Genomic DNA, 25,653 nt, shown 5'->3' with positions numbered 1-25,653 from the left:
GGAACAGTATTGACACAGGAAAAATGAGACGATCGTCTCTTGATCCCACTTTCCTGCTTGCTTGATCCTGCTCCTTAGATACGCTCCCCCCATGAGCAAAAACACCATGCATTCCGCGGGAATGCCCACCACTCTGGAGCAGGCCAACGAGCTGATTTATAAGCTCCTCGACCGCATCGCCGAGCTGGAGGACCGCCTCAATCAGCACAGCGGCAACTCCTCCAAGCCGCCTTCCAGCGACGGCCCCGGTGCACCGCCGCCGGCCCGCAAGCGTCCGGCGTCCGGCAAGCAACGGGGGGCGCAGCCCGGTCACAAGGGACATCGCCGCGAGCGGCATCCGCTTGATGCCCGCCTGACCCTGGTCCCGCATTACCCTGCCGCCGATTGCGCTTGCTGTGGCGGGGACATGGTGGCCCATGCCAAACCCTATCAGGTTCATCAGGTGTTCGAGCTGCCCGAGGTGAGCTATCTCGTCACCGAACACCAACTGTATCGTGCGACCTGCTCACGGTGTATCGGCACGACCCAGGCCGCACTGCCAGACAACGTCAGCAGCAGCCAGATGGGGGCCAATCTGCTCAGCTACATCGCGCTGCAAAGCGGCCAGTTTCACCAGAGCGTCAGCCAGATACAGCAGCAGCTCAAACAGCATTTCGGCCTGAGTTTTAGCCGGGGCGCCATCAGTGAGGCGCAGGGGCGGGTGAGTGCCATGCTCACCCCGACCTACCAGGCCATCAAGCAGCAGGTGCAGACGGCCACCCACGTTCATGCCGATGAGACCCGGCATCAGCGGGGTGGAGAGCGCCGCTGGATGTGGCTGGCGCTGAGCAAGATAGCCGTCTGCTTCATGACGGCCTATGGCCGTGGTCAGGAGGCGGCCAAGCGGCTGCTGGGCGCCGAGTTTGACGGGGTGCTGGTGACCGACCAGTACGCCGGCTACCGGTTTATCGACGCCGACCAGCGGCAACTGTGCTGGGCCCACGTGGCCCGCAATCTCGTGGCCATCGCCGAGAGTAGCGAGCAGTGCAACCAGCCCATCGGTGCCCGGTTGGTCTTGCTGGCGGATGCGGTGTTTCGTACCCGGCACCGTTGGGAAAGCGGTGCGTTGAGCAAGCAGAAATACCTGCGCAGGCTCGCGCGTTACCGGCAAAGCTGGCGAAGCCAGTTGGAGCGCGGCGCCCTGTTGTGCAGCAAACGCTACCGTGGACGATGCCAGTTGCTGCTGCGGGATGACGAGATGCTGTGGCGGTTTATGACTGACGACGAAATAGCGCTGACCAACAACGAGGCGGAGCGGGCGCTGCGTGGCTATGTGCTCTGGCGCAAGGGTAGCTACGGCGTGTGGTCTCACCGGGGCGAGCTGTTTCGCCAGCGCATCCTGTCGTTGGTGGAGACCGGCAAGCGATTGGGCCGCTGCCCACAGGAGTGGTTGAGGGCCGTGGTCAGGGCGTGCATCGAGAAGACAGATTATCCCATCCCGGCAGAACTGATGCCGTCAACCCCGTCCTGGTGAATAGATACTGACGCATGTCCTCTTCCCGCGCCAGCAGGTAGGGATCCTTGTCGGTGACATTGGCCAGCGCCCCCAGTCCCTTGGTGTAGAGCTGGCGGCAGGTGCCGTACTGCCCCTGGATCTGGGCATCCATGGCCCGCTTGAGCAGGTTGGCGATGTTGATCTTGAGCTGCATCAGCTCGAGGCGGCGATCCTCCTGGGCAAAGCCCTGGGGATCTATCTTGCCCTTGTTGTGCTCGACCCGCAGTACGGCCCGCATCTTCTTTGCCAGTTGCAGCATCTGGATGGCCTGGCGGTCGGACTCCGGCGTCTTGAAATGCCCCTCGTCCTGACTGCTGTAGTTCTCCTGCACGTTCTTGATCTGAAGCTGGACATCGGCGATGCGCTGCTTGACCTGCGCATTGGGCATCACCAGCGCGATGGCGCGGTAGGCATCCAGGATCCGGTGTTGCAACAGCAGCACCATGTTTTTGGAAAAGGGCACCAGGTTGACGTTCAGCAACACCTCTTCGGTCTCGTCTGCCACCGCCTTGTGACGGGCAATGGCCTGGCGCTTGTCCGATTCGGCCTTCTGCTTGTATTGCTGCACCACGTTATAGGCGATGACCAGAAACAGGAGTGCGCCGATTGACAGCAATATCAGGGTTAAAATCATAGGGTGTTCACACTCCAGTCCCAATCCAATTGCGAGATCCTACAACAGCTTAGCCTCATAGGGTAGCGCCCAGATCCCGTATTGCCTAACAAGAACGCTCGCAGGCGGTGACCGCATCCGGTGCGTCATGCTCCATATCGCCCGCCGCCCCCATTACTTGAGGCAAAAACCCTTCGACTGCAGGAATCCCAGCATGAAGGGCCTCGCCTCCTTGCCCAGGATCCCCCTGATCTGCCCGCTCCAGGTCTGATCCTTGTTGTTGCTGCTGCGGGCCTGGTAGTAGTCGTGGATCTGCCCGTCGTACCGGGCCAGCAGGGCGCGGTCCAGGGTGGCAGGATAGCGGTTCTCGTGCACCACCAGCGCCCGGGGCAGCCGCGGTTTTTGCTCCGGCCGCTGGGCGGGATGACCCAGGCAGAGGCCAAACAGCGGGATCACCTGATGGGGCAGACCCAGCACCTCGCTCACCTCGGCCGGATTGTTGCGAATGCCGCCGATATAGACCCCGCCCAACCCAAGTGACTGGGCCGCCAGCAAGGCATTTTGCGCCATCAGGGCACCGTCGATGGCCCCGATCATGAGCTGCTCCACAAAGCCGGTGCGGGCCTCCGGCACTATCTGGCTGTGACGATGGTAGTCGGCGCAAAACACCAGAAACTCCGCCGCCTCGACCACATAGGCCTGATGACCGGCCAGCTCCGCCAGGGTGGCCCGCAGCCCCTTGTCAGTGACCCGGATGATGCTGTTGGCCTGGAGGAAGCTGGAGCTCGCGGCGCTCTGGGCGGCGCTCAGGATCTGATCCAGCTGCTCTGCGCTGACGGGCTCTGGGGTGAACTGGCGAATGGAGCGATGGGAAAGAATGAGATCGATGGTCGGGTTCATGGTACCTCCGGGATGAAGGTCACACTCTACCCAAAAAAAGCGGGGGGCCCAAGGCCCCCCGTCACCCTCAAGGGGCAGGATAGACATAGGGGGCCTGCAACCCAAGCGGGAACCCCAGCGCCCAGTAGAGCAGCAGGAAGCCCGTCCAGCTCACCAGGAAGGCCAGGGAGTAAGGCAGCATCATGGAGACCAGGGTGCCGATGCCTGTGCTCTTCACATACTGCTGGCAATAGACCACCACCAGGGGGAAGAAGACCATCAGCGGGGTGATGATGTTGGAGGCGGAATCCCCCACCCGATACGCGGCCTGAGTCAGCTCGGGCGAAATCCCCACCGCCATCAGCATGGGCACCAGAATGGGGCTGATGAGGGCCCACTTGGCGGAGGCCGAGCCCACCACCAGGTTGACGGTGGCCGTCAGCAGTATGATGCCGACGATGGTCACCTCTCCCGGCAGCGCCAGGGCGTGAAGCACCTCGGCACCGGAGAGCGCCAGCAGGGTACCGAGGTTGGAATCCCCGAACGCCTTGATGAAGAGGGCGCAGAAGAAGGCCATCACCATGTAGGAGCCCATCTTGTTCATGGTGGCCGACATGGCGTCGATCACATCCTTGCCGCTCTTGAAACTGCCAGCGACAAAGCCATAGACGATCCCGGGCAGGATGAAGAGCAGGAAAATGAGGGGCACGATGGACTTCATCACCGGTGCGGCGAAAGTGGTGAGGGAACCGTCCGGTGCCCGCATCGGCGAGTCGCCAGGGGCCAGCGCCAGCCCCAGCAGCACCACGGCCGCCAGCATGGCGAACCCGGCCCAGTTGAAGGCCCGGCTTTCCTGGGCGCTGTAACGACCCATCTCGTCGGCGCTCTCCAGATCCTCGTTGAGAGGCACCAGCTTGAGGCGCGGCTCGACAATCTTCTCGGTGACAAACCAGCCCACGCAGATGATCAGCAAGGAAGAAGCGCCGGTGAAGATGATATTGCACAGGGTGTTGACCATGTAGTCAGGGTCGAACAACTGGGCTGCAGACTGCGTGAAACCCTGAAGCAGCGCATCGCCGCCGGAGGGCAGGAAGTTGGCGGCAAACCCGCCGGAAACCCCGGCAAAGGCTGCGGCAATCCCCGCCAGCGGGTGGCGACCCGCTGCATGGAAGATGATGCCGCCAATGGGGATCACCAGCACATAGCCCGCATCGGCGGCGGTATGGCTGACGATGGCCACCAGGATCAGCATGGGGGTCAGAAAGCGCGCCGGCGTCACCTTGAGCAGCTTCTTGAGCCCGGTGTTGATGAAACCGGACTGTTCAGCCACCCCGACCCCCAGCATGGCCACCAGCACGATGCCAAGGGGAGCAAACCCGGTGAACGTGGTGACCATGCTGGCGAGAAAGTCCGCCAGCCCTGCCCCGGTCAACAGGTTGTTGATGACCACGGCCTCTCCGGTGCGGGGATTGACCAGATCGAAGGAGAACTGGGAGCCTATCCAAGAGCCGACCCAGACGATCAGCAAGGCATAGAGGAAGAGCATGGCGGGATCCGGCAGCTTGTTGCCCGCCTTCTCCACCCCGTTCAGAAAGCGGTTCAACCAGCCGTTGGGAGGGGCCGGACGCTCGTTCACTGCAGCTTGACTCATTATGGTGATACTCCATTACCAAGGAATGAGCGCGCATACTAGCGATAACGTCTAATGGATCCCATGATATGAGACAAAAATTCGATTAATTATGTTTAATTTGGCATCTCGCACTTCATAAATGGGAGATGCCGCACATTTATCGACAACTTGCTCAATGGTTTGCGAGGGGGTAGCGACCCAGTCGGCACTGTACAGCGAACCCCGCCGCCGCCACCTCTTCCGGGGTCATGGGACGGCTGAACAGGAACCCCTGGAAGACATGGCAACCCTGGGTCTGCAGGGCCGCGAGCTCGTGCTCCTCCTCCACCCCTTCCGCCAGGATCCCGAGCCCCAGACTGGTGGCCATGGCCACCGTCGCCCGGATCACCGGCAGGTTGAGTCCCACCACGAAGGAGCGGTCCAGCTTGATGGTGTCGATGGGCAACCGGTTGAGGTAGGCAAGCGACGAGTAGCCCGTCCCGAAGTCGTCGATGGCGATCTTGATCCCCTGCTCGCTCAGGGCGTCGAGGATCTCGATGCACCCCTTCATGTCGAGCATCAGCACCGTCTCGGTCAGCTCCAGGGTCAGCAGCGCCGCCTCCACCGAGAATGCCTCGAGCAGTTGGGCCACCAGCTCCGGCAAACTGGCAGAGAGCTGGAAGCCCGAGAGATTGACTGACACCGGCACCCTCACCCCGTCCTGTCGCTGCCACTCCCCCATCTGGGCCAATGCGGTGGAAAGCACCCAGCTTCCGATTTCCCGGATGAGCCCCATCTCTTCGGCCAGCGGAATGAACTCCGCCGGCGACACATGGCCAAGCACGGGATTGTACCAGCGTACCAGGGCCTCGAAACCGATGACCCGACCTTGCGCCACATCCACCTGGGGCTGATAGCGCAGGCTGAGCTCCCCCCGCCCGACGGCCTTGGCCAGGAACTGCTTCAGGGTCAGCTTGCGATGCAGGCTTTGCTGCATGCTGGGGGTGAAGCGCTGCCAGCGAAGCCGCCCCATCTGCTTGGCCTGGTACATGGCCATGTCGGCACGGGTGATGAGGTTGTCGCCGTCATCCGCGTCGTCCGGGTAGATGGCGATGCCGATGCTGCCGCCGATGGTGACCTCGGGGACACCACTCAGCTGCAGTGGCTTGCTCATCTGGGAGAGCATGAGATCCGCCACCTCCTGGGCCCGATCGCTCGCCTGGTTGAGGGGCACCAGGGCGGTGAACTCGTCCCCGCCAAGGCGCGCCAGCTCCACATCCCGCGGGCAGATCTGCTTTAGCCGTCCGGCGACCCGCTCCAGCAGGCGATCCCCTGCCTTGTGGCCGTAGTTGTCATTGACCAGTTTGAAGTTGTCCAGATCCATGAACACCAGGGCAAAGCGCCCCCCGAGGCCGCAATAGGCTTCCAGGGATTTCATCAGGCCGTAGCGGTTGAGCAGCCCGGTGAGGGAGTCGTGCCAGGCCAGGTGGCGATGCTCCAGCTCTTCGAGCTTGCGATCCGTGATGTCCCGCATGGTCAGCAGGATCCGTGCCCCCTGCTGGATATGGCGAAACTGGTACTGGAACCAGCGCATCCCCTTCTGGGTGCGACACTCCCCTTCGGCCACCACTTCGTCCAGACGGGAGAGGCGACGATAGAAGGCCTCGTCCGCACCGGAGAAGATCTGGGGCAGCGTCAGAATGCCGGTGCCAAAGCACATGTCGAAGTGATGGTTGCCGCTCTCGAGGCGCCCCTCGTTGTCAAAGAGACAGGCCAGGGTGTCGCCGGTGGCGAGGGAGGACTCCTGATAGAGGGTGTCGGCATCGATGACCGCTTCCGCCATCATCATCTGCCGTCCGGCAAGCTGGATCCCGGAAAGACGCAGATAGACCTGCTTCTTGACCCCCTTGGGCGAGAGGGTCCACCACTCGTTGTAACTGCGCTCCTGCTGGAAATCGCCGAGATAGCGCTGCAGCAACAGATCGATGGCGGCGGCCATGTCGGCGGAGAAATCCCGGGACTTCAGCTCGGCCAGGGAGCTCGCCTCCCAGAGCCCGAGGGCAGCATCGTTGGCCCAGTAAATATGATGACGCTGGATGTCATAGACCCAGACAGGCGTGTGGAGGACATCCATCACGGTGAGCAGGCGTTCGTCTAGCGTATTCATGTTGAGTGATGATTCATGCTGAAAGCTCATGGTCGAACCAGTCGCTTGCGCCCCCTGACAGAAGCATTCACGCTGGTACAAAATCCGTTCCGGCCCATAATCGGATAACAAACGGATGAAAAAAGGCCGAAATCATATGAAAACGCTACATGTGATCCCCATGGTACGAAGAAATGGACTCACACTGGTATTGTTGGGCATGGTGATAACCATTGCTATGATTTTTATACTTTTTTTTCTTCGTGAACAACTACTAATCCCCGCCATTTCCCTCCTCCTGGCGGGCCTGATGACAATTCTTGTCGGGGTTTGGAAACTGGGTGAGCCTCATTTTAGTCTCTCTTTGTGTCAGGACTGCCTGCAATACCATCACAAGTACGGCGGCTGGATCCTGAAATGGAGAAATATTCAGCGAATTGACCAACCACGTATCCATTTGGGGTGGGATCTGGTGGAGCTGCCCTACATCGGCTTGAAAATAAAGGATTACGACGCTTTTTTGACGCTGATCACACCCCGGCTCGCCGTCCGTCTGCTGACCGAGCAGCGCGCCGTGCTGATGCAGGCCATGCGAAGCGAGCGCTCCGACTGCCCGACCGGAGGGTGCGGCAGTGGGCTCCTGGGAGAGGGACTGCTGGAGGAGAGCCGCTTCTGCTCACCCTCCGGCCAGCGCTATGAGGGGGTGATCGCCATGCTCGGCAACCGCATGGCACGGCTGCGAGATCTGCTGGGGTACGATCTGCTGGTGCCCGACAACAGCCTGGACAGATCCCCGGAAGATTTCGTCCATCTGCTCCAGCAATACCAGCGCGAGTCGAATCTAATCCAGATCAATTAAACGCCGGATTGCGCTTGCCAAGCCCGGTGACTCTTCATAAGGTCACTGGCTTGTTTACAGCCAGAACACCCCCTAAAACCGCTTATGAAGTACATCGAAGAGTTCTATCTGTTCGTCAAGGTGGTGCAAGAGGGCGGTTTCTCCCACGCCGCCGCTGCGCTGGGCATGCCGACCGGCACCATCAGTCGACGTATCTCCCAACTGGAAGAGCAGCTCGGATGCAGCCTGCTGCACAGATCCACCCGCAAGCTGCGTCTCACCGACGAAGGGCTGCGCTATTACGAGCGCCTCTGTACCCCCCTTGCGGAAATAGAGCAGGCCACCGGCGAAATTCGGGGTGAGGAGACGGACATCAGCGGCCTCATCCGCCTCGCGGCCCCCATCGCCCTCTCCAACACCATCCTGGTCGACATGCTGGTGGACTTCGGCCTGCGCTATCCCGGGGTACAGTTCGACATCCGCCAGTCCAACGATCATGCCCTCCAGGCGGATCAGGACAGGGACCTGGTCTTTTTCAACGGCGAGCTTCCCCAGACCCTGCCCAACGCCCTCTGTCTGGGTCACATCCAGTACGGTCTGTTCGCCTCCCCCCTCTATCTGGAGAAGATGGGTGTGCCCTCCCACCCGACCCAGCTGGAAGAGCACGATCTCATCTACTGCTGGCCCCATCAGCACTGGCAACTGAGCGGGCGGGACGAACAGACGGTCTGCATCAAGCGCACACCTCGCCTTTGCATCGACCAGACCCAGGCCGCCGTACGAGCAGCCCAGCGCCACCTCGGCATCGTCAACGCCCCGCAGCACTATGTGCACCCCTTCCTGCAAGATGGTCAGCTCGTCCCCGTCCTGCCTGACTGGCAGTCGGGAAAACGTCCCTTCTACATGCTCCATTGTCAGCCCCGGTTCACCCCGTTGCGTGTTAAGATGTTCGCCGATTTCGTCGAGAAGCACTCTGAGCGCTATCGTACCCGCCAGCAGAACGATCAATTTTCACCGGCGCAGCCGCTGCCCGTTGCATCTGACGGCTGATGACCCACACTTAGCGCAATCCTCGTTGCATAGGTCGGCTAACACTATGAATGTATTGATATGTGATGACTCCGGGTTCGCGCGCAAACAGCTGGTGCGCGCCCTGCCCGCCGATTGGGATGTCACCTTGCACCAGGCCGCGGACGGACTGGAAGGGGTCGAGCAGATCCTGATGGGGCACGGGGACCTGATCTTTCTCGATCTCACCATGCCGGAGATGGACGGTTATGGCGTGCTCGAGACCCTCAAGCGAGAGGGGGTGCGCAGCAAGGTGATCGTGGTTTCCGGCGACATCCAGCCGGAAGCCCATGAGCGTGTCATGGCTCTTGGCGCCCTCGATTTCATCAAGAAGCCGGCTTCCCCGGACACTCTCCTTGCCTTGCTCAAGCGCCACGGTCTGTGGCAATCAGCCACCCAGGTGACGGCCATCCAGCCCCAGCCCGTCGCCAGCCACCAGGCTGCCCAGAGCAGCATCCAGTTCACCCCCGAGCTGCGGGATGTCTATCAGGAGCTGGCCAACGTCGCCATGGGCCAGGGGGCGGATCTGCTGGCCCGCCTGCTCGGCGCCTTCGTGCTGCTCCCCATCCCCAACGTCAACGTGCTGGAGGTCTCCGAGCTGCACATGGCGCTCTCGGCCGCCGCCGAGTCGGAGACGCTCTCCGCGGTCTGTCAGGGCTTCATCGGGGCCGGGATCGCCGGGGAGGCCCTGCTGCTGTTCCACGATGCCAGCTTCCAGGACCTGGCCCGCCTGATGAACCATCAGGGGGAGCTGGATCACGGCGCCGAGCTGGAACTGCTGATGGACACCGCCAATGTGCTGATCGGTGCCTTCTTGCGCGGCTACGCCAACCAGCTCGACACCCCTTTTAGCCAGGGTCACCCCGTGGTGCTGGGCCAGCACAGGCCCATTCAGGATCTCATTCGGACCAACCAGAGCCGCTGGCGCCGCACTCTGGCCATCGAGATCAACTATCGGGTACAGGGCTATGCGGTGCAGTGCGATCTCTTGCTGCTGTTTACCGAAGATTCCATCGCTACCATGAACAACAAGATCATGCACATGCTGTGACCGCCCCGCGGCAGCAACCACCAGGAGTGACCATGGACATTCGGGAATTTCATTGGCTGATGAACATCGTCCAGAATCTGGACGTGGGGCTGGTCGTGCTCGACAGGGAGTACCGGATCCAGGTGTGGAACGGCTTCATGGAGAGTCACAGCGGCCGGCTGGCAGGCGAGGTGCGCGATAAAGGGCTGTTCTCGCTCTTCCCCGATGTGGACAAGGCCTGGTTCGAGCGCAAGGCCAACATGGTGTTCAAGCTCAACAACCGTGCCTTCAGCACCTGGGAGCAGCGCCCCTACCTGTTGCGCTTCTCCAACTACCGCCCCATCACGGGATCGGCCCCCTACATGTACCAGAACCTGACCCTGGTGCCGCTGGCCGACTTCGCCGGAGAGGTCACCCACCTGGCCATCATGATCTATGACGCCACCGACGAGGCCATGCTGCTCACCGGCCAGCGCCAGGGATGACCGACCCTGCCATGACAACAAGGGCGCCAGATGGCGCCCTTGTTGTTGCGATAGGGAATGGCGTCAGCCACTCAGGTACTCGGTGAAGGCGTCGATCACCTCGTCGATGTCATCGTCGGTGATCTGCAGGTGGGTCACCAGCCTGAGCTCCCCGTAGCCGGAGAAGAGAATACCGCGCTCCTTCATGAAACCCAGCAAGGTGGCGGGATCCCTCTGGGTCAGGCGCAGGAATACCATGTTGGTCTGCACCTCCCCCATGTTGAGTGTGATGCCTGGCAACACGGCCAGCCCCTCTGCCAGACGCCTGGCGCGGCGATGATCATCCGCCAGCCGGGCAACGTGCTGATCCAGCGCGAACAGGGCGGCCTGGGCCAGGATCCCTCCCTGGCGCATGCCGCCCCCCAGCATCTTGCGCAGCCGTCTGGCGCGGGCGATGAACGCAGCCGATCCCACCAGCAGGGACCCCACTGGTGCCCCCAGTCCCTTGGAGAGGCAGACAGAGATGCTGTCAAAAGGCGCCGCGATGGCGGCCACCGGCTCCCCGCTTGCCACCACCGCATTGAAGAGGCGAGCCCCGTCCAGATGCAGCTTCAGCCCCTTCTCGTCGACGAATTCGCGCATGGCGCGCAGGTAGGTCAATGGCAGCACCTTGCCGTTATGGGTATTTTCCAGGCAGACGAGGCGCGTCTGGACGAAATGGGGATCATCGGGAGCGATGGCCCCCCGCACATCCTCGATGGCCAGGGTGCCGTCCGCCTGCATGGGGACCGATTGCAGGGCCACCGAGCCCAGCACGGCAGAGCCCTGGGCCTCGTAGCGATAGATGTGGGAGGCCGCCCCCAGCACGGCCCCGTCCCCACGCTGGCAGTGACTCATCATGGCCAGCAGGTTGGACATGGTGCCGGAGGGCACGAACAGGGCCGCCTCCTTGCCAAGCAGTTCGGCGCCGCGGCGCTCCAGCGCATTGATGCTGGGATCTTCCCCATAGACATCGTCTCCCACCTCGGCATGCAGCATGCTCTGGCGCATGGCTTCCGTGGGTTGGGTCACGGTATCACTTCGTAAATCGATATAGCGCATGTCATCCTCCTGATGCAGGACGATGACATTAATCAGCCGACACTCGGCTGGCAAGAAACGGCAAGCGGGAATGTGAGCCCGGCGGCTCACCAGGGCAGCGACTGACCGTGCAGGTCCACGAAACGGCCCGAGTGCGCCGGCGTCATTGTGGCCATCAGATCCAACAGGCAGACGGCGACCTCGGCGGGATCCTGCAGCAGGGCGGGATCCATCTCCTGAAGAAAAGGTTGCTGCATGGGGGTATTCATGAGGCCGGGATGCACGGTGATGACACCGGCGCCGGGAAAACGTCCGGCCCACTCACCCGCCAGGATCCGGGATCCCATGTTGAGGGCGGCCTTGCTCATGCGGTAGCTGTAGTGGCACATGGCCTCCTGGCCCCCCTCCTCCAGGCTTCCCGCCCGATCCGAGAGGGTGCAGAGCCAGAGCGTGCTCTGGGGCATCATGCGCCGGCTGAGGTTGGCACCAAGGGCCAGGTGGGGCCAGGCATTGGCCAGCAGACTCTCTTCGAGCCATTGGGGGGTCACCTCCTCCACCCGCCGCTCCGGCATGTGGGCAAGATCATGAAGCAGGCCTATGGTGTTGATCACCACCGTCGGCAGGGTGGTGCTGTCATAGAGGGTAAAGAGGGCCTCAAAGGAGAGCGGGTCCACCTCCTGCAGCGGAAAGTAGCAGGCGGGATCCAGCCCCCTGGGCAGTTGCCTGCCCGCCAGCAACCACTCTTCGCCCCGTCTGGCCAGCTCCCGTGCCAGCGCACTGCCCAACCCGCCACTGCCCAGGATCAGATAGCTCATCTGCGTGTCCTTGGATTTGATCACTGCTTAGAGGGTATCAGAAGAATGGCGGACTGCCGGGAGCCCCCGTCAGGCTCAGGCCTCGGCCAGATGGCGCCCAAACTCCCGCGCCCGGGCCAGATCCAGAAAACCGTCCGCCTGCTTGTGGCTGCGCAGGAACTGGTAATAGGCGAGCAGGGTCACCAGTTGCTCCTCGTCCGGCATGGGCTTTCCCGGACGGGTCTCCTGCACCAGCGCCCCCGCCGCCGCCAGCGCGTCCCTGTCCACCACCTCGGCCTGACGATAGAGATACCCGCAACCGGTGGCGAGCCACTCCAGCGAGCAGTTGGCCCCCATGGCAATCTGGTTCGCCTTGCCAAGGCCGGGTTCGGCCCCTTTCAGATACTTGCGGATCAGGGCTTCACTCAACCCCACCTTGCGGGCAAAAGCGCTCACACTCCCCTCCCCGATCAGGCTTTGCAGCCTGGCGGCAAATCCTTCCATCACCCCTTCTCCTCTCACTGACACCGGGATCTTGACCCGTCGGAGTCAGAACCATAGTTCGAATTCGCGAAGGGGGCATTATTGCCTTGTCCGCCGGAAGAGACCAAGATGCTGGCACATGATTTTGCCCCTTTCTTTTCGCATTTTTATCTCCAGAGGAGTCACCATGTCCGTATCCCGTCTGGCCCTGCATGAGCAAGGCCCTACCTTCTCCCGCCTCATCATGGGCTACTGGCGCCTGATGGAGTGGCAGCTCTCCCCCGCCGCCCTGCTGGACCTGATGAAATATCACCTTGATCTCGGGGTCACCACCATCGATCACGCCGACATCTACGGTGGCTACCAGTGCGAGGAGGCCTTCGGCCATGCCCTGCGCCTGGAGCCCTCCCTGCGCGATCGCATGGAGATCGTCAGCAAGTGCGGCATCGCCCTCACCGCCAATCCGGCCCACGCCCTGAATCACTACAACACCGGCAAGGGACACATCGTCGCCAGTGCCGAAGCCTCCTTGCAAAAGCTCGGCACCGATCATCTGGATCTGTTGCTGATCCATCGCCCCGACCCCCTGATGAACGCCGACGAGGTGGCCGACGCCTTCATCACCCTCAAGCAGGCAGGCAAGATCAAGCACGCCGGGGTCTCCAACTTCACGCCCCACCAGTTCGCCCTGCTGCAATCCCGCCTGCCCTTCCCCCTGGTCACCAACCAGCTGGAGATCTCCCCGCTCCATCAGGAGGGGACGCTGGATGGTGCCCTGGATCAATGCCAGCAACTGCGCATCAAGCCCATGGCCTGGTCCTGCCTTGGCGGCGGGCGGCTGTTCCATGCCCCCGACTATGCCCCGCTGCGGGCGGAACTCGAGCAGATCCGCCAGGAGGTGGGCGCCGACTGTCTGGAGCAGGTGGTCTACGCCTGGGTGATGATGCTGCCGAGTCAGCCGCTGCCCCTCATCGGATCCGGCAAACGGGAGCGGATCGCCGCCGCCGTGGCAGCCGAGTCCATTGAGCTCACTCGCCAGCAGTGGTTCCGCATCCGCAAGGCCGCTCTGGGTTATGACGTTCCCTGAGTCTGCACCAGACCCTGAAAACAAAAACGGCATGGAGGATTCCATGCCGTTTTCCGTTATCGAGACGATTCAACGATGGCGCTGGGGGCGACCACGGGGTACATCCGTCTTCGGTTTGGCCTGATTGACCGTGATGGTGCGGCCGCCGACCTCGGTGCCGTGCAACTCGGCGATGGCCTTCTCGGCCTCGCCATTGACCGGCATTTCAATGAAACCAAACCCCTTGGACTGACCGGTATCGCGGTCGATGATGATATCGACCTTGTCTACCTGCCCAAATTGGCTGAACACGGTTGTCAGTTCGTCGGCCGTCATCCGGTACGACAGATTACCTACGTAAATCTTCATGCCATCCACTCTCGATTCAAGGTGCCTTATCTATGCATCCACCGACCTGGGAGTAAGGGCACAACCCCCCTGCCGGACCAGCCACGGCATCATGCCATGGCACTTCCAGCTTCGTATCCCAAGTCCTTGATCTCTTGGGCTATCGGAGCAGGAAAGATCAAATCGAATCAGAGGCAGTATCTGAGCATTGGGATGAATTGTCGAGAAAATAGTCAGAGCGGGTGCAGCTCGGCCAGCAATGTGCCGAGGGCACGACGCCCATGCCAGGCACGTTTGAATCCGAATCGATAGACCCCGGGGGCCACTTCGTGAGTCCCTTCCCGGGACAACCCGAGCAGGCTGGTGGCCGTCGCCAGGGTCACCTCATCCAGCCCGAGATCCAGGCTGAAATCGAGCCACTGGCCATCGTGTCCCACCTTGCGATCTCGCTCCATGCCCACCAGCACGGCTCTGGGCAGCGCCAAGGCCCGGTCTTCGCCACCATTGAGCAGATAGAGATGGCGTTCATCCCAGGCAAGCTCCGCCAGACGCCAGCGCTGCCAGTTGCGCGGCAACACCATCATCACCAGCACGATACCGCCAAAGACCACCCCGACCCAGGGCAGCAGGCCCAAGTCGGGATATCCCAGCCAGAGGGCGGCCACCACAGTGGCGAGACTCGCCAGCAACAGGCAGATCATGACCCCGTAAAACCGCCGGGCCGGGGGCATCAGCCAGCGCACGTTCTCTTGCGCTGCCAGCTCACTGACTCTCATCTTCTCTTCTCCTTCTGTGATGCGAACGGCCTTGCCGTCGCTGCGTTGCCGCGCATTGTGCGCGAGCGACGCGCCGCGATGCAACCGCCACCGCGACACGGATGACGGCCAGCCGCCACTCTTGGTATGCTTGGGGCTGTCTGAGCCCGCACTGGGCGCCATCCCGGGAGTCCCATGTTCGCCACCGCCCTGCTCTTGTCCGCGAGCACACTCTATGCCGAGGCCATCGGCGGCTACTCCGCCGGCTGCCTGAAAAATGCCGTGGCCCTGCCCCTCGAAGGCCCTGGTTATCAGGTGATCCGCACCAAACGGCTGCGCTATTACGGTCACCCCGACCTCATCCATTACCTGCAGCATCTGGCCAACCAGACCAGACTGGCCGGCATGCCGGATCTCTATATCGCCGACCTCGCCATGATGCACGGGGGGCCCTTTACCTCAGGTCATCGCAGCCACCAGACCGGCCTGGATGCCGACATCTGGTTCAGGATGGCTGACAGACCCATCAGCCGCTGGGAGCAGGATGCCCCCAGGGAGTGGGCGCTGATCGACGAACCCAGCTACCGGATGCTACCCGGCCGATTCGGTCCCAGGCAGCTCAATCTGCTGCGCCTTGCGGCTGATCGCCCCGAGGTGGCGCGCATCTTCGTCAACCCCGTCATCAAGGCCGAGGTGTGCAAACAGGCACCCGGTGAAGCCTGGGTCGGCAAGCTGCGCCCCTGGGTCGGCCACTTCAGCCACTTTCACGTCCGCCTGCGCTGCCCGGCAAACAGTCCGGACTGCCAGTCCCAGGCTCCCATTCCCCCCGGCAATGGCTGTGGGGAGGAGCTGGCCTCCTGGCTCAAGGACAAACCCCAGTTGCCCAAGGTGTCGATGAGCTACCGCGCCCCCCTCTTACCCAGGCGTTGTGAGGGCTGACCACAAGCTGTTATGGTGAACCTATTTCCGAGAGAAATATCAATGGAGAACAACAAGATGGCCACTTCACTCTGGCAGCGTGGTACCCGTGCCCTGCTGACCCTGACCCTGCTGCTGGGTTTGACCGGCTGCGGCATGAACACCATTCCGACCCTGGATGAGCAGGTCAAGGCGAGCTGGGGACAGGTCGAGAACCAGTACCAGCGCAGGGCCGATCTCATTCCCAACCTGGTGGCCACCGTCAAGGGGTACGCCAGCCACGAGCAGGAGACCCTCAAGGCGGTCACCGATGCCCGTGCCCGAGTCGGCAGCGTGCAGGTGAGTGACCCCTCCCAGCTCAAGGCGTTCGAGGCGGCTCAGGAGCAGCTCTCCAGCGCCCTCTCCCGGCTGATGGTGGTGGTCGAGCGCTACCCGGATCTGAAGGCCGATCAGCAGTTCCTGACCCTGCAGGCCCAGCTGGAAGGCACCGAGAATCGCATCGCGGTGGCCAGACGGGATTACATCGAGGCAGTACGCCAGTTCAATACCGAGATCCGTACCTTCCCCGGGGTCATCTGGTCCAAGCTGCTCTACTCCGATCTGGAAGCCAAACCCACCTTCAGCGCCAAACCCGGTGCCGATGAGGCGCCCAAGGTCAGCTTCCAATGAACGTGATGAGACGCTGGCTGGCGCTCTGTCTGCTGCTCTGTGCCACGGCACTGCATGCCGCCCCCGATTTCCCGGCCCTGACCGGGCGGGTGGTGGACGAGGCCAATTTGATGTCCCGCAAGCAGGCCCACCAGCTCGCACAGCAACTGGCCGTCTTCGAGAAGCGCAGCGGCGTCCAGCTGGTGGTGGTCTCCATCGACACGCTGGCGGGGGATACCATCGAAGAGTACGGCTACCAGCTCGGTCGCCACTGGGGCATCGGCCAAAAAGGCAAGAACAACGGCGTTCTGCTGATCATCGCCCAGGACGAGCGCAAGGTGCGCATCGAGGTGGGCTATGGCCTGGAAGGTGCCCTGCCCGACGCCATCGCCGCCAATATCATCCAGACCCGGATCCTGCCCGCCTTCAAGCGCGGTGACATGGTGGCTGGCATCCTCGCCGGCAGCCAGGGCATCATGCAGGCCCTGGCCGGGGAGTATCAGCCCGTGGACAACACCAGCAAGGCCGACAAGCAGGGAGGTCCCTGGCTCTTCATCCTGGTGGTAATTGCGATGATCGTGCTGCACAACCTGCGCGGCGGCGGCGGTGGGCCGGGAGGACGTCGCCGGGCCGCCTACATGGCCGGTGGATTCGGTGCCGGCTCCTTTGGCGGCCGCACTGGCGGTGGTGGTGGCGGTTTCAGTGGTGGCGGCGGCAGCTTTGGCGGCGGCGGTGCATCTGGCGGTTGGTAATCAGGGAAAAAGAGACAACAAGATGATTTCGAAACAGTTTTTCCACACCTTGCAGGCCAGGGTTCGACAGGCCGAGCAGGCCACGGATGCCGAACTGGTCACCGTGCTGGCCCCGGCCAGCGATGGCTATCGCTATATCCCGACCCTATGGGCCGCCCTGCTCGCCATGCTCACCCCTCTGCTGGTCTTCCAGCTCGGCTTCTGGCTTGGCTGGTACGAGATCCTGCTGGTGCAGTGGTCGGTCTGGTTGCTGCTGAGCCTGCTGTTCCACTGGACGCCCATCAAGATGCGGCTCATTCCCAACAAGGTACGCCGTCACCGGGCCGCCCTGATGGCCCGCCTGCAGTTTGTCGAGCAGGGACTTCACCGCACCCGGGACCGACTCGGTGTGCTCATCTTCGTCTCGGTGGCGGAGCACTATGTGGAGATCCTGGTAGACGACGGGATCGCCCAGCACATCGACAACACCCAGTGGCAGCAGATCATCGACGACTTCGTGGTTCGGGTACGCAACAAGGAGGTCGAGCAGGGGTTTCTGGAGTGCGTGGAGCGCACCAGCGCCATTCTGACCGACGCCTTCCCCGCAACCCGGGATCAGAACGAGCTGCCTGACAGCCTGATCATTCTCGACAAGCCTTGAACGGGATTAAAAAATCGGCATTCTGTTCAAGGGATAGGCACTCGATAAAGATTATGAAAAATAAGGGGAAAAGTGGTTGACCCAGGCAGCCCTTTCCCCTAAATTACGCCCCGTTCCAGCGCAACGGCGCAGCGAACACCGTGTTGGCTGAACACGTTAAATCACAGACCAAAATTTGGTGAGGTATCCGAGAGGCTGCCCACCGACGAAGTCGGCAAGATGCACGCGCAGCGTGCTACGAAAGCCACTTCAAGCAGTAAAAATTTGGTGAGGTGTCCGAGTGGCTGAAGGAGCACGCCTGGAAAGTGTGTATACGGCAACGTATCGAGGGTTCGAATCCCTCCCTCACCGCCAAATTGTAAAAACCGACCTCAGGGTCGGTTTTTTGCATCTGGTGACATGGCAGCATCCGATGCCGATGGAGAGAAGGTGAGAAGCCTCGTCGGGTTCGAGCAGAGCAGCTTGCTGCGATGAACGGCCGCAGGTCGCACCGAAGGGGTGAATCATCCCTCCCTCACCGCCAGATAAAGTAAAAGGCCCCGTCGCAAGACGGGGCCTTTTACTTTATCCGATGATGGGCGGCTCGGTTCGAACCCTGTCGACAGGCGGGCAGGATAGCCCGACTGGACGGCCAGAGGCCGCCCGCAGGGCGAGCGCCAGGGATGGCGCGAGTCAACCCCGACCCAGCGTACAGATTGAAGAACCGACCTCAGGGTCGGTTTTTTCTTCAAGGTGTCTGCCAACCCCCTGGCAGGAGAAACCCGTCATCGGCGGGGCCAGAAAAAACGGCTTGCCGCGATACCTGGCCGAGTGCCGCCCAGCCAATCCCATCCCTTCCGCCTCGCTGCTCTCTGTTCTCTGTCGACAGGGGATATACCCCGAGGGCAGCCAGCCCTCTCTCGTTGATAGCGCATTACGCCAAGAAAAGATAAATTGACGATAATGATGACCAATAAGCCATCAAAAAACAGCGCAATATGTTGCGTTATCACCAGGATACCTGCCTCGTCCTGCCATGCAGGCACCGTCAACCTGCTCTACAGATCAAGCGACACAGGCCGATGCCACCGGACACTACCGGGTCTGCGCAACCTCTCGGATATTGCTCACCGATTGGATATCGTTTTGAAAAACTGATAGTTAAATGGCTACACTAGCCTCACACATCGCATAGGGATATGGACAAATGAGTCTTATTGGCTTGCTGCTGGCCCTGGCAGCCATTCTGGGTGGCAACATGATAGAAGGGGGGCACCCCAGCGCCCTGCTCGATCTGCCCGCCTTTCTCATCGTGATCGGCGGTACCGTCGGTGCCGCACTGACCCAGTTTCCCTTCTCCGTGGTTGGTAAAACCCTCAAACGCTTCAAGTGGCTCATTACTCCCCTGCGCCTCGACATGCTGGAACAGGCCCAGCTGCTTGAAACCCTGGCGGGCAATGCACGGCGCAGCGGCATGCTGGCACTGGAGGGCATGATCGACGACATCAAGGATCCCTTCCTGCAAAAAGGGGTACAGATGATGGTCGATGGCTACGAGAAGACCAAAATCCACGAGGTACTGGAAAACGAGATCGAGTTCGAGCAGGAAGATATCGAACAGACCGTCAAATTCTACGAGGCCATGGGGGGCTACTGCCCGACCATGGGGATCGTCGGGGCCGTATTTGGCCTCATTCACGCCATGGGCCTGCTGGATGCCCCCGACAAGCTGGGGGGCGCCATCGCGGTGGCCTTTATCGCCACCATCTACGGGGTGTCGGCCGCCAACCTCATCTTCCTGCCCTTCGGCAACCGCTACAAGTCGTTTGCCCACCAGATCCGCCACTACAAGGAGATGACCCTCACCGGCATCCTCTGCATCGTGGACGGCGAGTCACAGCAACGGCTGCAAGTGACCCTTGAGCCTTACCTCGGAGGCCACGGTGGCGAAAAAGAAAAAGGCTGAGGCGCCGGAGAACCACGAACGCTGGCTGGTCTCCTACGCCGACTTCATGACACTGCTGTTCGCCCTGTTCGTGGTGCTCTACTCCTTCGCCATGGCCAAGCAGTCGGAGACTCGCGTGCTCATTCAGGGCTTTATCGAATCTCTTGGCAAGATAGGGCTGGTCTCCCTTCCCGCCGGCTCCCCCGTGATGCAGGGGGGCACAGGCATACTGGAACCCGAGTCCAAGACCACCCCCAATACCTCCCAGAAAGAGCAGGTGCTGGATACCCAGACGCCCGCAGCGGCGGCCGACCCTTTCAACGAGACCATCGGCTCCTCGGAGAAACCTACGGCCACGGAGTCCTGGCCCCACAAGACCAAGGAGCAGGATTGGGTCACGGTCACCAAACAGAAGTTGGATCAGCAGCTCAAGAGCCAAATCGAGTCCAAAGAGATCGAGGTGGAGCAGCTTGGCAGCCAACTGGTCATCCGCATCGGCGAAAAGACCTTGTTCCCCGCCGACTCCGCCTTCTTGCAGCCCCAGTTCATTCCGCTGGTCAACAAGGTCTCGGACGTGCTGGCAGACATCCCCGGCATGGTGGTGGTCACCGGTCACACCGACAACTCCCAGGCGCCGGTGGAGCTCTATCGCAACAACTGGGAGCTGTCGGTGCTGCGGGCGGCCACCATCACCCACACCCTGCTGACCAACCCCAAGCTGGATTCACGACGGCTGATCGCCCAGGGGGTGGCGGATACCCAACCCCGTTATCCAAACGATACCCCGGCTCACCGCCAGGCCAACCGCCGGGTGGAGATCGTGCTCTCCCAGGGCAAGGCGGCAGAGCAGAGCCTCCCCGTTCTCCAACCCTGAAACAGACCCCGCCATGCGGGGTCTTTTGTTTCCTGCCATCCACCGGATTTTCAAACTATCCGGTTTTTTTCTGCTACATAAAAACGATTGAAAACAATTCTCAAACGAGAAAGTTGACCCCGCTAGCAAAACACAATTTTCATCCCGTTGATTAATAATTAATCCTTTGAAATGACATGTAAATCAGTACGAAAGTGGCATACTACGTAACATCATTGTTAAGTCGCATGATTAATTTGGTTAGGGAAAAACCTATATGTTTGCTGATATTGCCGTCCAGCACTGGGCTTTTGCTGTCTATGTCATTGGCGCCATCTGTATCTGCTTGACCATGATAGGCCTGGCGGCCTTGCTGGGGGGACGCGCCTATGGCCGTGCCAAGAACAAACCCTTCGAATCCGGGGTGGATTCCGTCGGCAACGCCCGCCTGCGCTTCTCCGCCAAGTTCTACCTGGTCGCCATGTTCTTCGTCATCTTCGATGTCGAAGCCCTCTATCTCTTTGCCTGGTCCGTCTCCGTTCGGGAGAGCGGCTGGGTCGGCTTCATCGAAGCCACCATCTTCATCACCCTGCTGCTGGTAGGCCTCCTCTACCTGTGGCGCATTGGTGCCCTCGACTGGGCCCCGAAAAAGCGTGTCCTGACTGACAAGAAACCAGACTGAACTACCGATTATCTCTTTGAGGTTGCACCATGAAGTACACCCTGACCCGGATTGACCCGGATGCGCCCGTTGAGCGCTACCCCCAGGAACAGCGCCAGACCGTCGATGATCCACTGGCGCAGCAAGCGACCCGCGGCATCATGATCGGGCGCCTCGAAGAGGTGCTGCAAGACACCGTCAACTGGGGCCGCAAGAACTCCCTCTGGCCCTACAACTTCGGCATCTCCTGCTGCTACGTGGAGATGTGTACCGCCTTCACCTCTCCCCACGACGTGGCTCGCTTCGGTGCTGAGGTCATACGAGCCTCCCCCCGTCAGGCCGACTTCATGGTGATTGCCGGCACCCCCTTCATCAAGATGGCCCCTGTCATCCAGCGGCTCTATGAGCAGTTGCTCGAGCCCAAGTGGGTCATCTCCATGGGGGCCTGCGCCAACTCCGGCGGTATGTATGACATCTACTCCGTGGTACAGGGGGTGGACAAGTTCCTGCCGGTCGATGTCTACATTCCGGGCTGCCCGCCCCGCCCCGAGGCCTTCCTGCAAGCCCTGATGCTGCTGCAGGAATCCATCGGCAAGGAACGCCGCCCCCTCTCCTGGGTGGTGGGGGATCAGGGGATCTACCGTCCCCAGATGCAATCCGAGAAGGAACGCAAGCGCGGCGAGCGGATCAACGTGACCAACCTGCGCACGCCGGATGAGATCTGATCATGAAACTGACTCGAGAATTCCCAAGCAATTACACCATGGCCCAGTGGCAAACCGCCGATCACGCCGATGCCCAGGTGGTCGGCGAGCTGTTCGCCCACTTCGGTGCCGAGCGCTTCACCGTGCAGAGCACCCGTACCGGCGTGCCGGTCATCTGGCTCTCCCGGGATCTGCTGCTGGACGTGATGGGCTTCTTGCAAAAGCTGCCCTCCCCCTTTGTGATGCTGTTCGATCTCAGCGCCACCGACGAACGGATGCGCAGCCATCGCCACGGCCTGCCCCAGAGCGACTTTACCGTCTTCTATCACCTCATCTCCATCGACCGTAACGCCGACGTGATGCTGAAAGTGGCGCTCAAGGAGAGTGATCTCCATCTGCCCACCGTCAGCCGCCACTTCCCCAACGCCAACTGGTACGAGCGGGAAGTGTGGGATCTGATGGGAATCACCTTCGATGGCCACCCCCATCTGACCCGCATCATGATGCCCAAGAGCTGGCAAGGGCACCCCCTGCGCAAGGACTACCCGGCGCGCGCCACCGAGTTTGATCCCTTCATGCTCGATGCGGTCAAGCAGGATCAGGAGCAGGACAACCTGCTGTTCAAGCCGGAAGAGTGGGGCATGGCCCGCGGCAACGAGAACGAGGACTACATGTTCCTGAACCTCGGGCCGAACCACCCCTCCGCCCACGGCGCCTTCCGCCTGGTGCTGCAACTCGACGGGGAAGAGATCCGCGACTGCGTGCCCGACATCGGCTATCACCACCGCGGCGCCGAGAAGATGGGCGAGCGCCAGTCCTGGCACAGTTACATCCCCTACACCGACCGGGTCGAATACCTGGGCGGCGTGATGAACAACCTGCCCTATGTGCTGGCGGTCGAGAAGCTGGCCGGCATCAAGGTGCCGGCGCGGGTCGACATGATCCGGGTGATGATGGCGGAGCTGTTCCGCATCCAGAGCCACCTGCTGTTCCTTGGCACCTACATTCAGGACGTGGGGGCCATGACCCCGGTCTTCTTCACCTTCACGGACCGCCAGAAGATCTACACCATCATCGAGGCCATCACCGGAGCCCGCATGCACCCGGCCTGGTTCCGCATCGGCGGCGTGGCCCACGATCTGCCTGCCGGCTGGACCCGCCTCATCCAGGACAACCTGTTGAGCTGGCTGCCCAAGCGGTTGATGGAGTATGAAAAGGCGGCCATGCGCAACAGCATACTGCGGGGCCGCACCATCGGCGTCGCCGCCTACAACACGGCCCAGGCCCTGGCCTGGGGCACCACGGGGGGCGGTCTGCGGGCCACGGGGCTCAACTTTGACGTGCGCAAATGGCGCCCCTATTCCGGTTACGATCAGTTCGAGTTCGAGGTGCCGGTGGGCAGCAACGGGGACGCCTACGACCGCGCCACCGTGCGCATTGAGGAGATCCGCCAGAGCCTGTCCATTATCGAGCAGTGCATGAAAAACATGCCTGAGGGCCCCTTCAAGGCGGATCACCCGCTTACCACGCCACCGCCCAAAGAGCGCACCCTGCAGGACATCGAAACCCTGATCACCCACTTCCTGCAAGTCTCCTGGGGGCCTGTCATGCCGGCCGCCGAGTCCTTCCAGATGATAGAGGCGACCAAGGGGGTCAACAGCTATTACCTGACCAGCGATGGCTCCACCATGAGCTACCGGACCCGGATCCGCACCCCGAGCTTCGCCCACCTGCAGCAGATCCCCTCGGTGATCCGCGGCCAGATGGTGTCGGATCTTATCGTCTACCTGGGCAGTATCGATTTCGTTATGTCAGATGTGGATCGTTGAGTCCTCTCGCCCCGGCAGCCGGGGCGAAGGGCAAGACGCGCAGTAAAGGGACAAGCCACAAAAGGTCAAGTCATGAGCCAATGTCAGTGTCACAATAACCAGACCCCACAAGGGCAAGGGGCATGCAGCAGCCAGCAGGGAGATTTCGTCCTGAGCCAGGCTGAGCGCGATGCCATCGAACACGAGAAACACCACTACGAAGATCCCCGTGCAGCCAGCATCGAAGCGCTCAAGATAGTGCAACAGGCCCGTGGCTGGGTGCCTGACGGCGCCATTCACGCCATCGGCGCCGAGCTCGGCATCCCCGCCAGCGACGTGGAAGGGGTCGCCACCTTCTACAGCCAGATCTTCCGCCAGCCGGTGGGTCGTCACATCATCCGCGTCTGCGACAGCATGGTCTGCTACATCAACGGCCACGAGCAGTTGCTTGCCGGTCTGAAAGAGGTCGTCAATCTGGCCCCCGGTCAGACCTCCCCGGATGGCCGCTTCACCCTGTTGCCCGTCTGCTGCCTCGGCAACTGCGACAAGGGGCCGGCCATCATGATCGATGACGATACCTATGGCGGACTCGATGCCGTCAGCCTGCTGAAAACCCTGGAGGCTTACCCATGAGCATTCAGCCAGGCAAGACGCTTGCCTCCCTCAGCACCGCCAACCGCATCCCCCGCACCGCCGAGACCCACCCTCTCACCTGGCGCCTGCGGGACGACGGCCAGCCGGTCTGGCTCGAGGAGTATCAGGCAAAACAGGGCTATGAGGCCGCCCGCAAGGCCCTTGGCCAGATGAGCCCGGATGACATCGTCAGCACCGTCAAGGATGCCGGCCTCAAGGGACGCGGCGGCGCCGGTTTCTCCACCGGCGTGAAGTGGGGCCTGATGCCCAAAGACGAGAGCATGAACATCCGTTACCTGCTCTGCAACGCCGACGAGATGGAACCCAATACCTACAAAGACCGCATGCTGATGGAGCAGCTGCCCCACCTGCTGATCGAGGGGATGATCATCAGTGCCCGGGCTCTCAAAGCCTATCGCGGCTACATCTTCCTGCGCGGCGAGTACGTGGATGCCGCCATCCACTTGCGCCGCGCCGTGGAAGAGGCCAAGGCCGCGGGGCTCCTTGGCAAGAACATCCTGGGCTCGGGCTTTGACTTCGAGCTGTTCGTCCACACCGGCGCAGGTCGCTACATCTGCGGCGAAGAGACGGCCCTCATCAACTCCCTGGAAGGACGGCGCGCCAACCCGCGGGCCAAACCCCCCTTCCCCGCCGTCTCCGGCGTCTGGGGCAAGCCGACCTGCGTCAACAACGTCGAAACCCTGTGCAACGTGCCCGCCATCATCGGCAACGGTGTGGCCTGGTATCAGGGGTTGGCACTGCCGGGTTCGGAAGATCACGGCACCAAGCTGATGGGCTTTTCCGGCAAGGTCAACAATCCCGGCCTGTGGGAGCTGCCCTTTGGCATCACCGCCCGCGAGCTGTTCGAAAACTACGCCGGCGGCATGAAGCCCGGCTATCGCCTGAAAACCTGGCAACCGGGCGGCGCCGGCACCGGCTTCCTGCTGCCCGAGCACCTGGATGCCCAGATGTACGCTGGCGGCATCGGCAAGGTGGGCACCCGCATGGGTACGGGCCTTGCCATGGCGGTGGATGACAGCATCAACATGGTCTCCCTGCTGCGCAACATGGAGGAGTTCTTTGCCCGCGAATCCTGCGGCTGGTGCACCCCCTGCCGCGACGGCCTGCCCTGGAGCGTCAAGATCCTGCGGGCGCTGGAGCGGGGCGAGGGCCAACCCGAGGATCTCGCGACCCTGGAACAGCTGGTCAGTTTCCTGGGCCCGGGCAAGACCTTCTGTGCCCATGCCCCCGGCGCCGTCGAGCCCCTTGGCAGTGCGATGAAGTATTTCCGGTCCGAGTTCGAGGCCGGGGTCAAGGCCCCCCATGACAATCACAAGCTGTTCAAGGGTATCCAGCCCAACCTGCTGGGCGAGCGCTGGTAAGCGCCAGGACGCATCGGGCA

The 25,653-nt window shown here is 61.7% G+C and carries 26 protein-coding genes and 1 tRNA gene; 18 read left to right on the top strand and 9 right to left on the bottom strand.

The features are described from left to right. The first annotated feature begins 91 nt into the window (after positions 1 to 91). The gene (locus C2U30_RS01455) at positions 92 to 1,513 is read left to right on the top strand and encodes an IS66-like element ISKpn15 family transposase (RefSeq protein WP_032495448.1); all 1,422 of its coding nucleotides are present in this window, start codon (positions 92 to 94) and stop codon (positions 1,511 to 1,513) included. On the opposite strand, the gene C2U30_RS01450 is transcribed toward C2U30_RS01455, so the two are convergent. The 4 genes from C2U30_RS01450 to C2U30_RS01435 all read right to left on the bottom strand — a co-directional run bounded on the left by C2U30_RS01450 (position 1,443) and on the right by C2U30_RS01435 (position 6,772). Next, on the bottom strand, positions 1,443 to 2,168 hold the full coding sequence (locus tag C2U30_RS01450) for a DNA repair protein (protein ID WP_324761744.1): 726 nt from the start codon (positions 2,166 to 2,168) through the stop codon (positions 1,443 to 1,445). The two genes, C2U30_RS01455 and C2U30_RS01450, sit on opposite strands and share 71 nt — an antisense overlap. 153 nt (positions 2,169 to 2,321) lie before the next feature. Continuing rightward, entirely contained in the window at positions 2,322 to 3,047 is a 726-nt protein-coding gene (gene nfsA / locus C2U30_RS01445; protein ID WP_010675008.1) for an oxygen-insensitive NADPH nitroreductase, read from the bottom strand. Positions 3,048 to 3,114: 67 nt separating this feature from the next. Next, positions 3,115 to 4,677, bottom strand: coding sequence for an AbgT family transporter (locus tag C2U30_RS01440; protein WP_042016631.1), 1,563 nt, complete (start codon positions 4,675 to 4,677; stop codon positions 3,115 to 3,117). A gap of 154 nt (positions 4,678 to 4,831) precedes the next feature. Beyond that, positions 4,832 to 6,772, bottom strand: coding sequence for a putative bifunctional diguanylate cyclase/phosphodiesterase (locus tag C2U30_RS01435; RefSeq protein WP_039038812.1), 1,941 nt, complete (start codon positions 6,770 to 6,772; stop codon positions 4,832 to 4,834). Positions 6,773 to 6,920: 148 nt separating this feature from the next. On the opposite strand from C2U30_RS01435, the gene C2U30_RS01430 reads away from it, so the two are divergent. The 4 genes from C2U30_RS01430 (at position 6,921) to C2U30_RS01415 (ending at position 10,205) form a co-directional block, all read left to right on the top strand. Next, positions 6,921 to 7,643: a DUF2982 domain-containing protein gene (locus C2U30_RS01430; RefSeq protein WP_275058586.1), complete on the top strand. Its 723-nt coding sequence runs from the start codon at positions 6,921 to 6,923 to the stop codon at positions 7,641 to 7,643. Positions 7,644 to 7,727: 84 nt separating this feature from the next. After that, on the top strand, positions 7,728 to 8,672 hold the full coding sequence (locus tag C2U30_RS01425) for a LysR family transcriptional regulator (protein WP_103243009.1): 945 nt from the start codon (positions 7,728 to 7,730) through the stop codon (positions 8,670 to 8,672). Between the two features lie 46 nt (positions 8,673 to 8,718). Continuing rightward, positions 8,719 to 9,741, top strand: a complete 1,023-nt coding sequence (locus C2U30_RS01420; protein WP_042016635.1) for a response regulator — start codon at positions 8,719 to 8,721, stop codon at positions 9,739 to 9,741. 32 nt (positions 9,742 to 9,773) lie between these two features. Then, positions 9,774 to 10,205 carry a PAS domain-containing protein gene (locus C2U30_RS01415; protein WP_199767328.1) on the top strand — a complete coding sequence of 144 codons (432 nt, stop codon included), beginning with the start codon at positions 9,774 to 9,776 and terminating at the stop codon, positions 10,203 to 10,205. Between the two features lie 63 nt (positions 10,206 to 10,268). Here the strand turns inward: C2U30_RS01415 and ltaE are convergent, their stop codons facing one another. The 3 genes from ltaE to C2U30_RS01400 form a co-directional block, all read right to left on the bottom strand. After that, complete coding sequence (gene ltaE, locus C2U30_RS01410; RefSeq protein ID WP_103243007.1) at positions 10,269 to 11,285, bottom strand: low-specificity L-threonine aldolase; 1,017 nt, start codon at positions 11,283 to 11,285, stop codon at positions 10,269 to 10,271. 86 nt (positions 11,286 to 11,371) lie between these two features. Continuing rightward, complete coding sequence (locus tag C2U30_RS01405) at positions 11,372 to 12,079, bottom strand: short-chain dehydrogenase (RefSeq protein ID WP_103243006.1); 708 nt, start codon at positions 12,077 to 12,079, stop codon at positions 11,372 to 11,374. Positions 12,080 to 12,154: 75 nt separating this feature from the next. After that, entirely contained in the window at positions 12,155 to 12,562 is a 408-nt protein-coding gene (locus C2U30_RS01400; protein ID WP_039038703.1) for a transcriptional regulator, read from the bottom strand. Between the two features lie 166 nt (positions 12,563 to 12,728). Here C2U30_RS01400 and C2U30_RS01395 point away from each other — a divergent pair, with 166 nt between their 5' ends. After that, positions 12,729 to 13,628, top strand: coding sequence for an aldo/keto reductase (locus C2U30_RS01395; protein ID WP_103243005.1), 900 nt, complete (start codon positions 12,729 to 12,731; stop codon positions 13,626 to 13,628). Between the two features lie 69 nt (positions 13,629 to 13,697). Here C2U30_RS01395 and C2U30_RS01390 read toward each other — a convergent pair whose 3' ends face one another. Then, on the bottom strand, positions 13,698 to 13,943 hold the full coding sequence (locus tag C2U30_RS01390) for an RNA recognition motif domain-containing protein (protein WP_233721110.1): 246 nt from the start codon (positions 13,941 to 13,943) through the stop codon (positions 13,698 to 13,700). 245 nt (positions 13,944 to 14,188) lie between these two features. Then, positions 14,189 to 14,731, bottom strand: coding sequence for a hypothetical protein (locus C2U30_RS01385; protein ID WP_103243003.1), 543 nt, complete (start codon positions 14,729 to 14,731; stop codon positions 14,189 to 14,191). Between the two features lie 174 nt (positions 14,732 to 14,905). Between C2U30_RS01385 and mepA the strand changes: the two genes are divergently transcribed. The 12 genes from mepA to nuoF all read left to right on the top strand — a co-directional run bounded on the left by mepA (position 14,906) and on the right by nuoF (position 25,633). Beyond that, positions 14,906 to 15,649: a penicillin-insensitive murein endopeptidase gene (mepA, locus tag C2U30_RS01380; protein ID WP_069785143.1), complete on the top strand. Its 744-nt coding sequence runs from the start codon at positions 14,906 to 14,908 to the stop codon at positions 15,647 to 15,649. Between the two features lie 42 nt (positions 15,650 to 15,691). Next, entirely contained in the window at positions 15,692 to 16,297 is a 606-nt protein-coding gene (locus C2U30_RS01375; RefSeq protein WP_010675022.1) for a LemA family protein, read from the top strand. Then, entirely contained in the window at positions 16,294 to 17,028 is a 735-nt protein-coding gene (locus tag C2U30_RS01370; protein WP_041211561.1) for a TPM domain-containing protein, read from the top strand. Before C2U30_RS01375 ends, C2U30_RS01370 begins: the two co-directional genes overlap by 4 nt. Positions 17,029 to 17,050: 22 nt before the next feature. Continuing rightward, positions 17,051 to 17,668: a TPM domain-containing protein gene (locus C2U30_RS01365; RefSeq protein WP_010675024.1), complete on the top strand. Its 618-nt coding sequence runs from the start codon at positions 17,051 to 17,053 to the stop codon at positions 17,666 to 17,668. A gap of 266 nt (positions 17,669 to 17,934) precedes the next feature. Further along, positions 17,935 to 18,022: transfer RNA gene (locus C2U30_RS01360), tRNA-Ser, on the top strand. Between the two features lie 832 nt (positions 18,023 to 18,854). Further along, positions 18,855 to 19,613 (top strand): flagellar motor protein, encoded by a 759-nt coding sequence (locus C2U30_RS01355; protein ID WP_029314677.1) that lies wholly within the window; start codon positions 18,855 to 18,857, stop codon positions 19,611 to 19,613. Further along, positions 19,591 to 20,466 carry a flagellar motor protein MotB gene (locus C2U30_RS01350; RefSeq protein WP_010675026.1) on the top strand — a complete coding sequence of 292 codons (876 nt, stop codon included), beginning with the start codon at positions 19,591 to 19,593 and terminating at the stop codon, positions 20,464 to 20,466. The genes C2U30_RS01355 and C2U30_RS01350 overlap by 23 nt, the downstream gene beginning before the upstream one ends. A 256-nt stretch (positions 20,467 to 20,722) precedes the next feature. Further along, positions 20,723 to 21,127, top strand: a complete 405-nt coding sequence (locus C2U30_RS01345; protein ID WP_039038710.1) for an NADH-quinone oxidoreductase subunit A — start codon at positions 20,723 to 20,725, stop codon at positions 21,125 to 21,127. Positions 21,128 to 21,156: 29 nt separating this feature from the next. Then, positions 21,157 to 21,831: a NuoB/complex I 20 kDa subunit family protein gene (locus tag C2U30_RS01340; RefSeq protein ID WP_010675028.1), complete on the top strand. Its 675-nt coding sequence runs from the start codon at positions 21,157 to 21,159 to the stop codon at positions 21,829 to 21,831. Positions 21,832 to 21,833: 2 nt separating this feature from the next. Continuing rightward, a complete protein-coding gene (gene nuoC / locus C2U30_RS01335; protein WP_039038711.1) occupies positions 21,834 to 23,639 on the top strand; it encodes an NADH-quinone oxidoreductase subunit C/D in 1,806 nt (601 codons plus the stop codon). A 72-nt stretch (positions 23,640 to 23,711) separates the two neighbouring features. Further along, the gene (gene nuoE / locus C2U30_RS01330) at positions 23,712 to 24,251 is read left to right on the top strand and encodes an NADH-quinone oxidoreductase subunit NuoE (protein ID WP_010675030.1); all 540 of its coding nucleotides are present in this window, start codon (positions 23,712 to 23,714) and stop codon (positions 24,249 to 24,251) included. Then, positions 24,248 to 25,633: an NADH-quinone oxidoreductase subunit NuoF gene (nuoF, locus tag C2U30_RS01325; RefSeq protein WP_103243001.1), complete on the top strand. Its 1,386-nt coding sequence runs from the start codon at positions 24,248 to 24,250 to the stop codon at positions 25,631 to 25,633. The genes nuoE and nuoF overlap by 4 nt, the downstream gene beginning before the upstream one ends. Positions 25,634 to 25,653 lie beyond the last annotated feature (20 nt).

It is taken from the genome of Aeromonas sp. ASNIH5 (genome assembly GCF_002902865.1).
Lineage (GTDB): Bacteria > Pseudomonadota > Gammaproteobacteria > Enterobacterales > Aeromonadaceae > Aeromonas > Aeromonas caviae.
The sequence above is the reverse complement of the archived record's forward strand: the minus strand, read 5'-3'. Positions and strand labels throughout refer to the sequence as shown.

Coding starts and splice junctions, on each gene's coding strand:
- C2U30_RS01455 (WP_032495448.1), top strand. CDS start 92: ATGAGCAAAAACACCATGCATTCCGCGGGAATGCCCACCACTCTGGAG.
- C2U30_RS01450 (WP_324761744.1), bottom strand. CDS start 2,168: ATGATTTTAACCCTGATATTGCTGTCAATCGGCGCACTCCTGTTTCTG.
- nfsA (WP_010675008.1), bottom strand. CDS start 3,047: ATGAACCCGACCATCGATCTCATTCTTTCCCATCGCTCCATTCGCCAG.
- C2U30_RS01440 (WP_042016631.1), bottom strand. CDS start 4,677: ATGAGTCAAGCTGCAGTGAACGAGCGTCCGGCCCCTCCCAACGGCTGG.
- C2U30_RS01435 (WP_039038812.1), bottom strand. CDS start 6,772: ATGGATGTCCTCCACACGCCTGTCTGGGTCTATGACATCCAGCGTCAT.
- C2U30_RS01430 (WP_275058586.1), top strand. CDS start 6,921: ATGAAAAAAGGCCGAAATCATATGAAAACGCTACATGTGATCCCCATG.
- C2U30_RS01425 (WP_103243009.1), top strand. CDS start 7,728: ATGAAGTACATCGAAGAGTTCTATCTGTTCGTCAAGGTGGTGCAAGAG.
- C2U30_RS01420 (WP_042016635.1), top strand. CDS start 8,719: ATGAATGTATTGATATGTGATGACTCCGGGTTCGCGCGCAAACAGCTG.
- C2U30_RS01415 (WP_199767328.1), top strand. CDS start 9,774: ATGGACATTCGGGAATTTCATTGGCTGATGAACATCGTCCAGAATCTG.
- ltaE (WP_103243007.1), bottom strand. CDS start 11,285: ATGCGCTATATCGATTTACGAAGTGATACCGTGACCCAACCCACGGAA.
- C2U30_RS01405 (WP_103243006.1), bottom strand. CDS start 12,079: ATGAGCTATCTGATCCTGGGCAGTGGCGGGTTGGGCAGTGCGCTGGCA.
- C2U30_RS01400 (WP_039038703.1), bottom strand. CDS start 12,562: ATGGAAGGATTTGCCGCCAGGCTGCAAAGCCTGATCGGGGAGGGGAGT.
- C2U30_RS01395 (WP_103243005.1), top strand. CDS start 12,729: ATGTCCGTATCCCGTCTGGCCCTGCATGAGCAAGGCCCTACCTTCTCC.
- C2U30_RS01390 (WP_233721110.1), bottom strand. CDS start 13,943: ATGACGGCCGACGAACTGACAACCGTGTTCAGCCAATTTGGGCAGGTA.
- C2U30_RS01385 (WP_103243003.1), bottom strand. CDS start 14,731: ATGAGAGTCAGTGAGCTGGCAGCGCAAGAGAACGTGCGCTGGCTGATG.
- mepA (WP_069785143.1), top strand. CDS start 14,906: ATGTTCGCCACCGCCCTGCTCTTGTCCGCGAGCACACTCTATGCCGAG.
- C2U30_RS01375 (WP_010675022.1), top strand. CDS start 15,692: ATGGAGAACAACAAGATGGCCACTTCACTCTGGCAGCGTGGTACCCGT.
- C2U30_RS01370 (WP_041211561.1), top strand. CDS start 16,294: ATGAACGTGATGAGACGCTGGCTGGCGCTCTGTCTGCTGCTCTGTGCC.
- C2U30_RS01365 (WP_010675024.1), top strand. CDS start 17,051: ATGATTTCGAAACAGTTTTTCCACACCTTGCAGGCCAGGGTTCGACAG.
- C2U30_RS01355 (WP_029314677.1), top strand. CDS start 18,855: ATGAGTCTTATTGGCTTGCTGCTGGCCCTGGCAGCCATTCTGGGTGGC.
- C2U30_RS01345 (WP_039038710.1), top strand. CDS start 20,723: ATGTTTGCTGATATTGCCGTCCAGCACTGGGCTTTTGCTGTCTATGTC.
- C2U30_RS01340 (WP_010675028.1), top strand. CDS start 21,157: ATGAAGTACACCCTGACCCGGATTGACCCGGATGCGCCCGTTGAGCGC.
- nuoC (WP_039038711.1), top strand. CDS start 21,834: ATGAAACTGACTCGAGAATTCCCAAGCAATTACACCATGGCCCAGTGG.
- nuoE (WP_010675030.1), top strand. CDS start 23,712: ATGAGCCAATGTCAGTGTCACAATAACCAGACCCCACAAGGGCAAGGG.
- nuoF (WP_103243001.1), top strand. CDS start 24,248: ATGAGCATTCAGCCAGGCAAGACGCTTGCCTCCCTCAGCACCGCCAAC.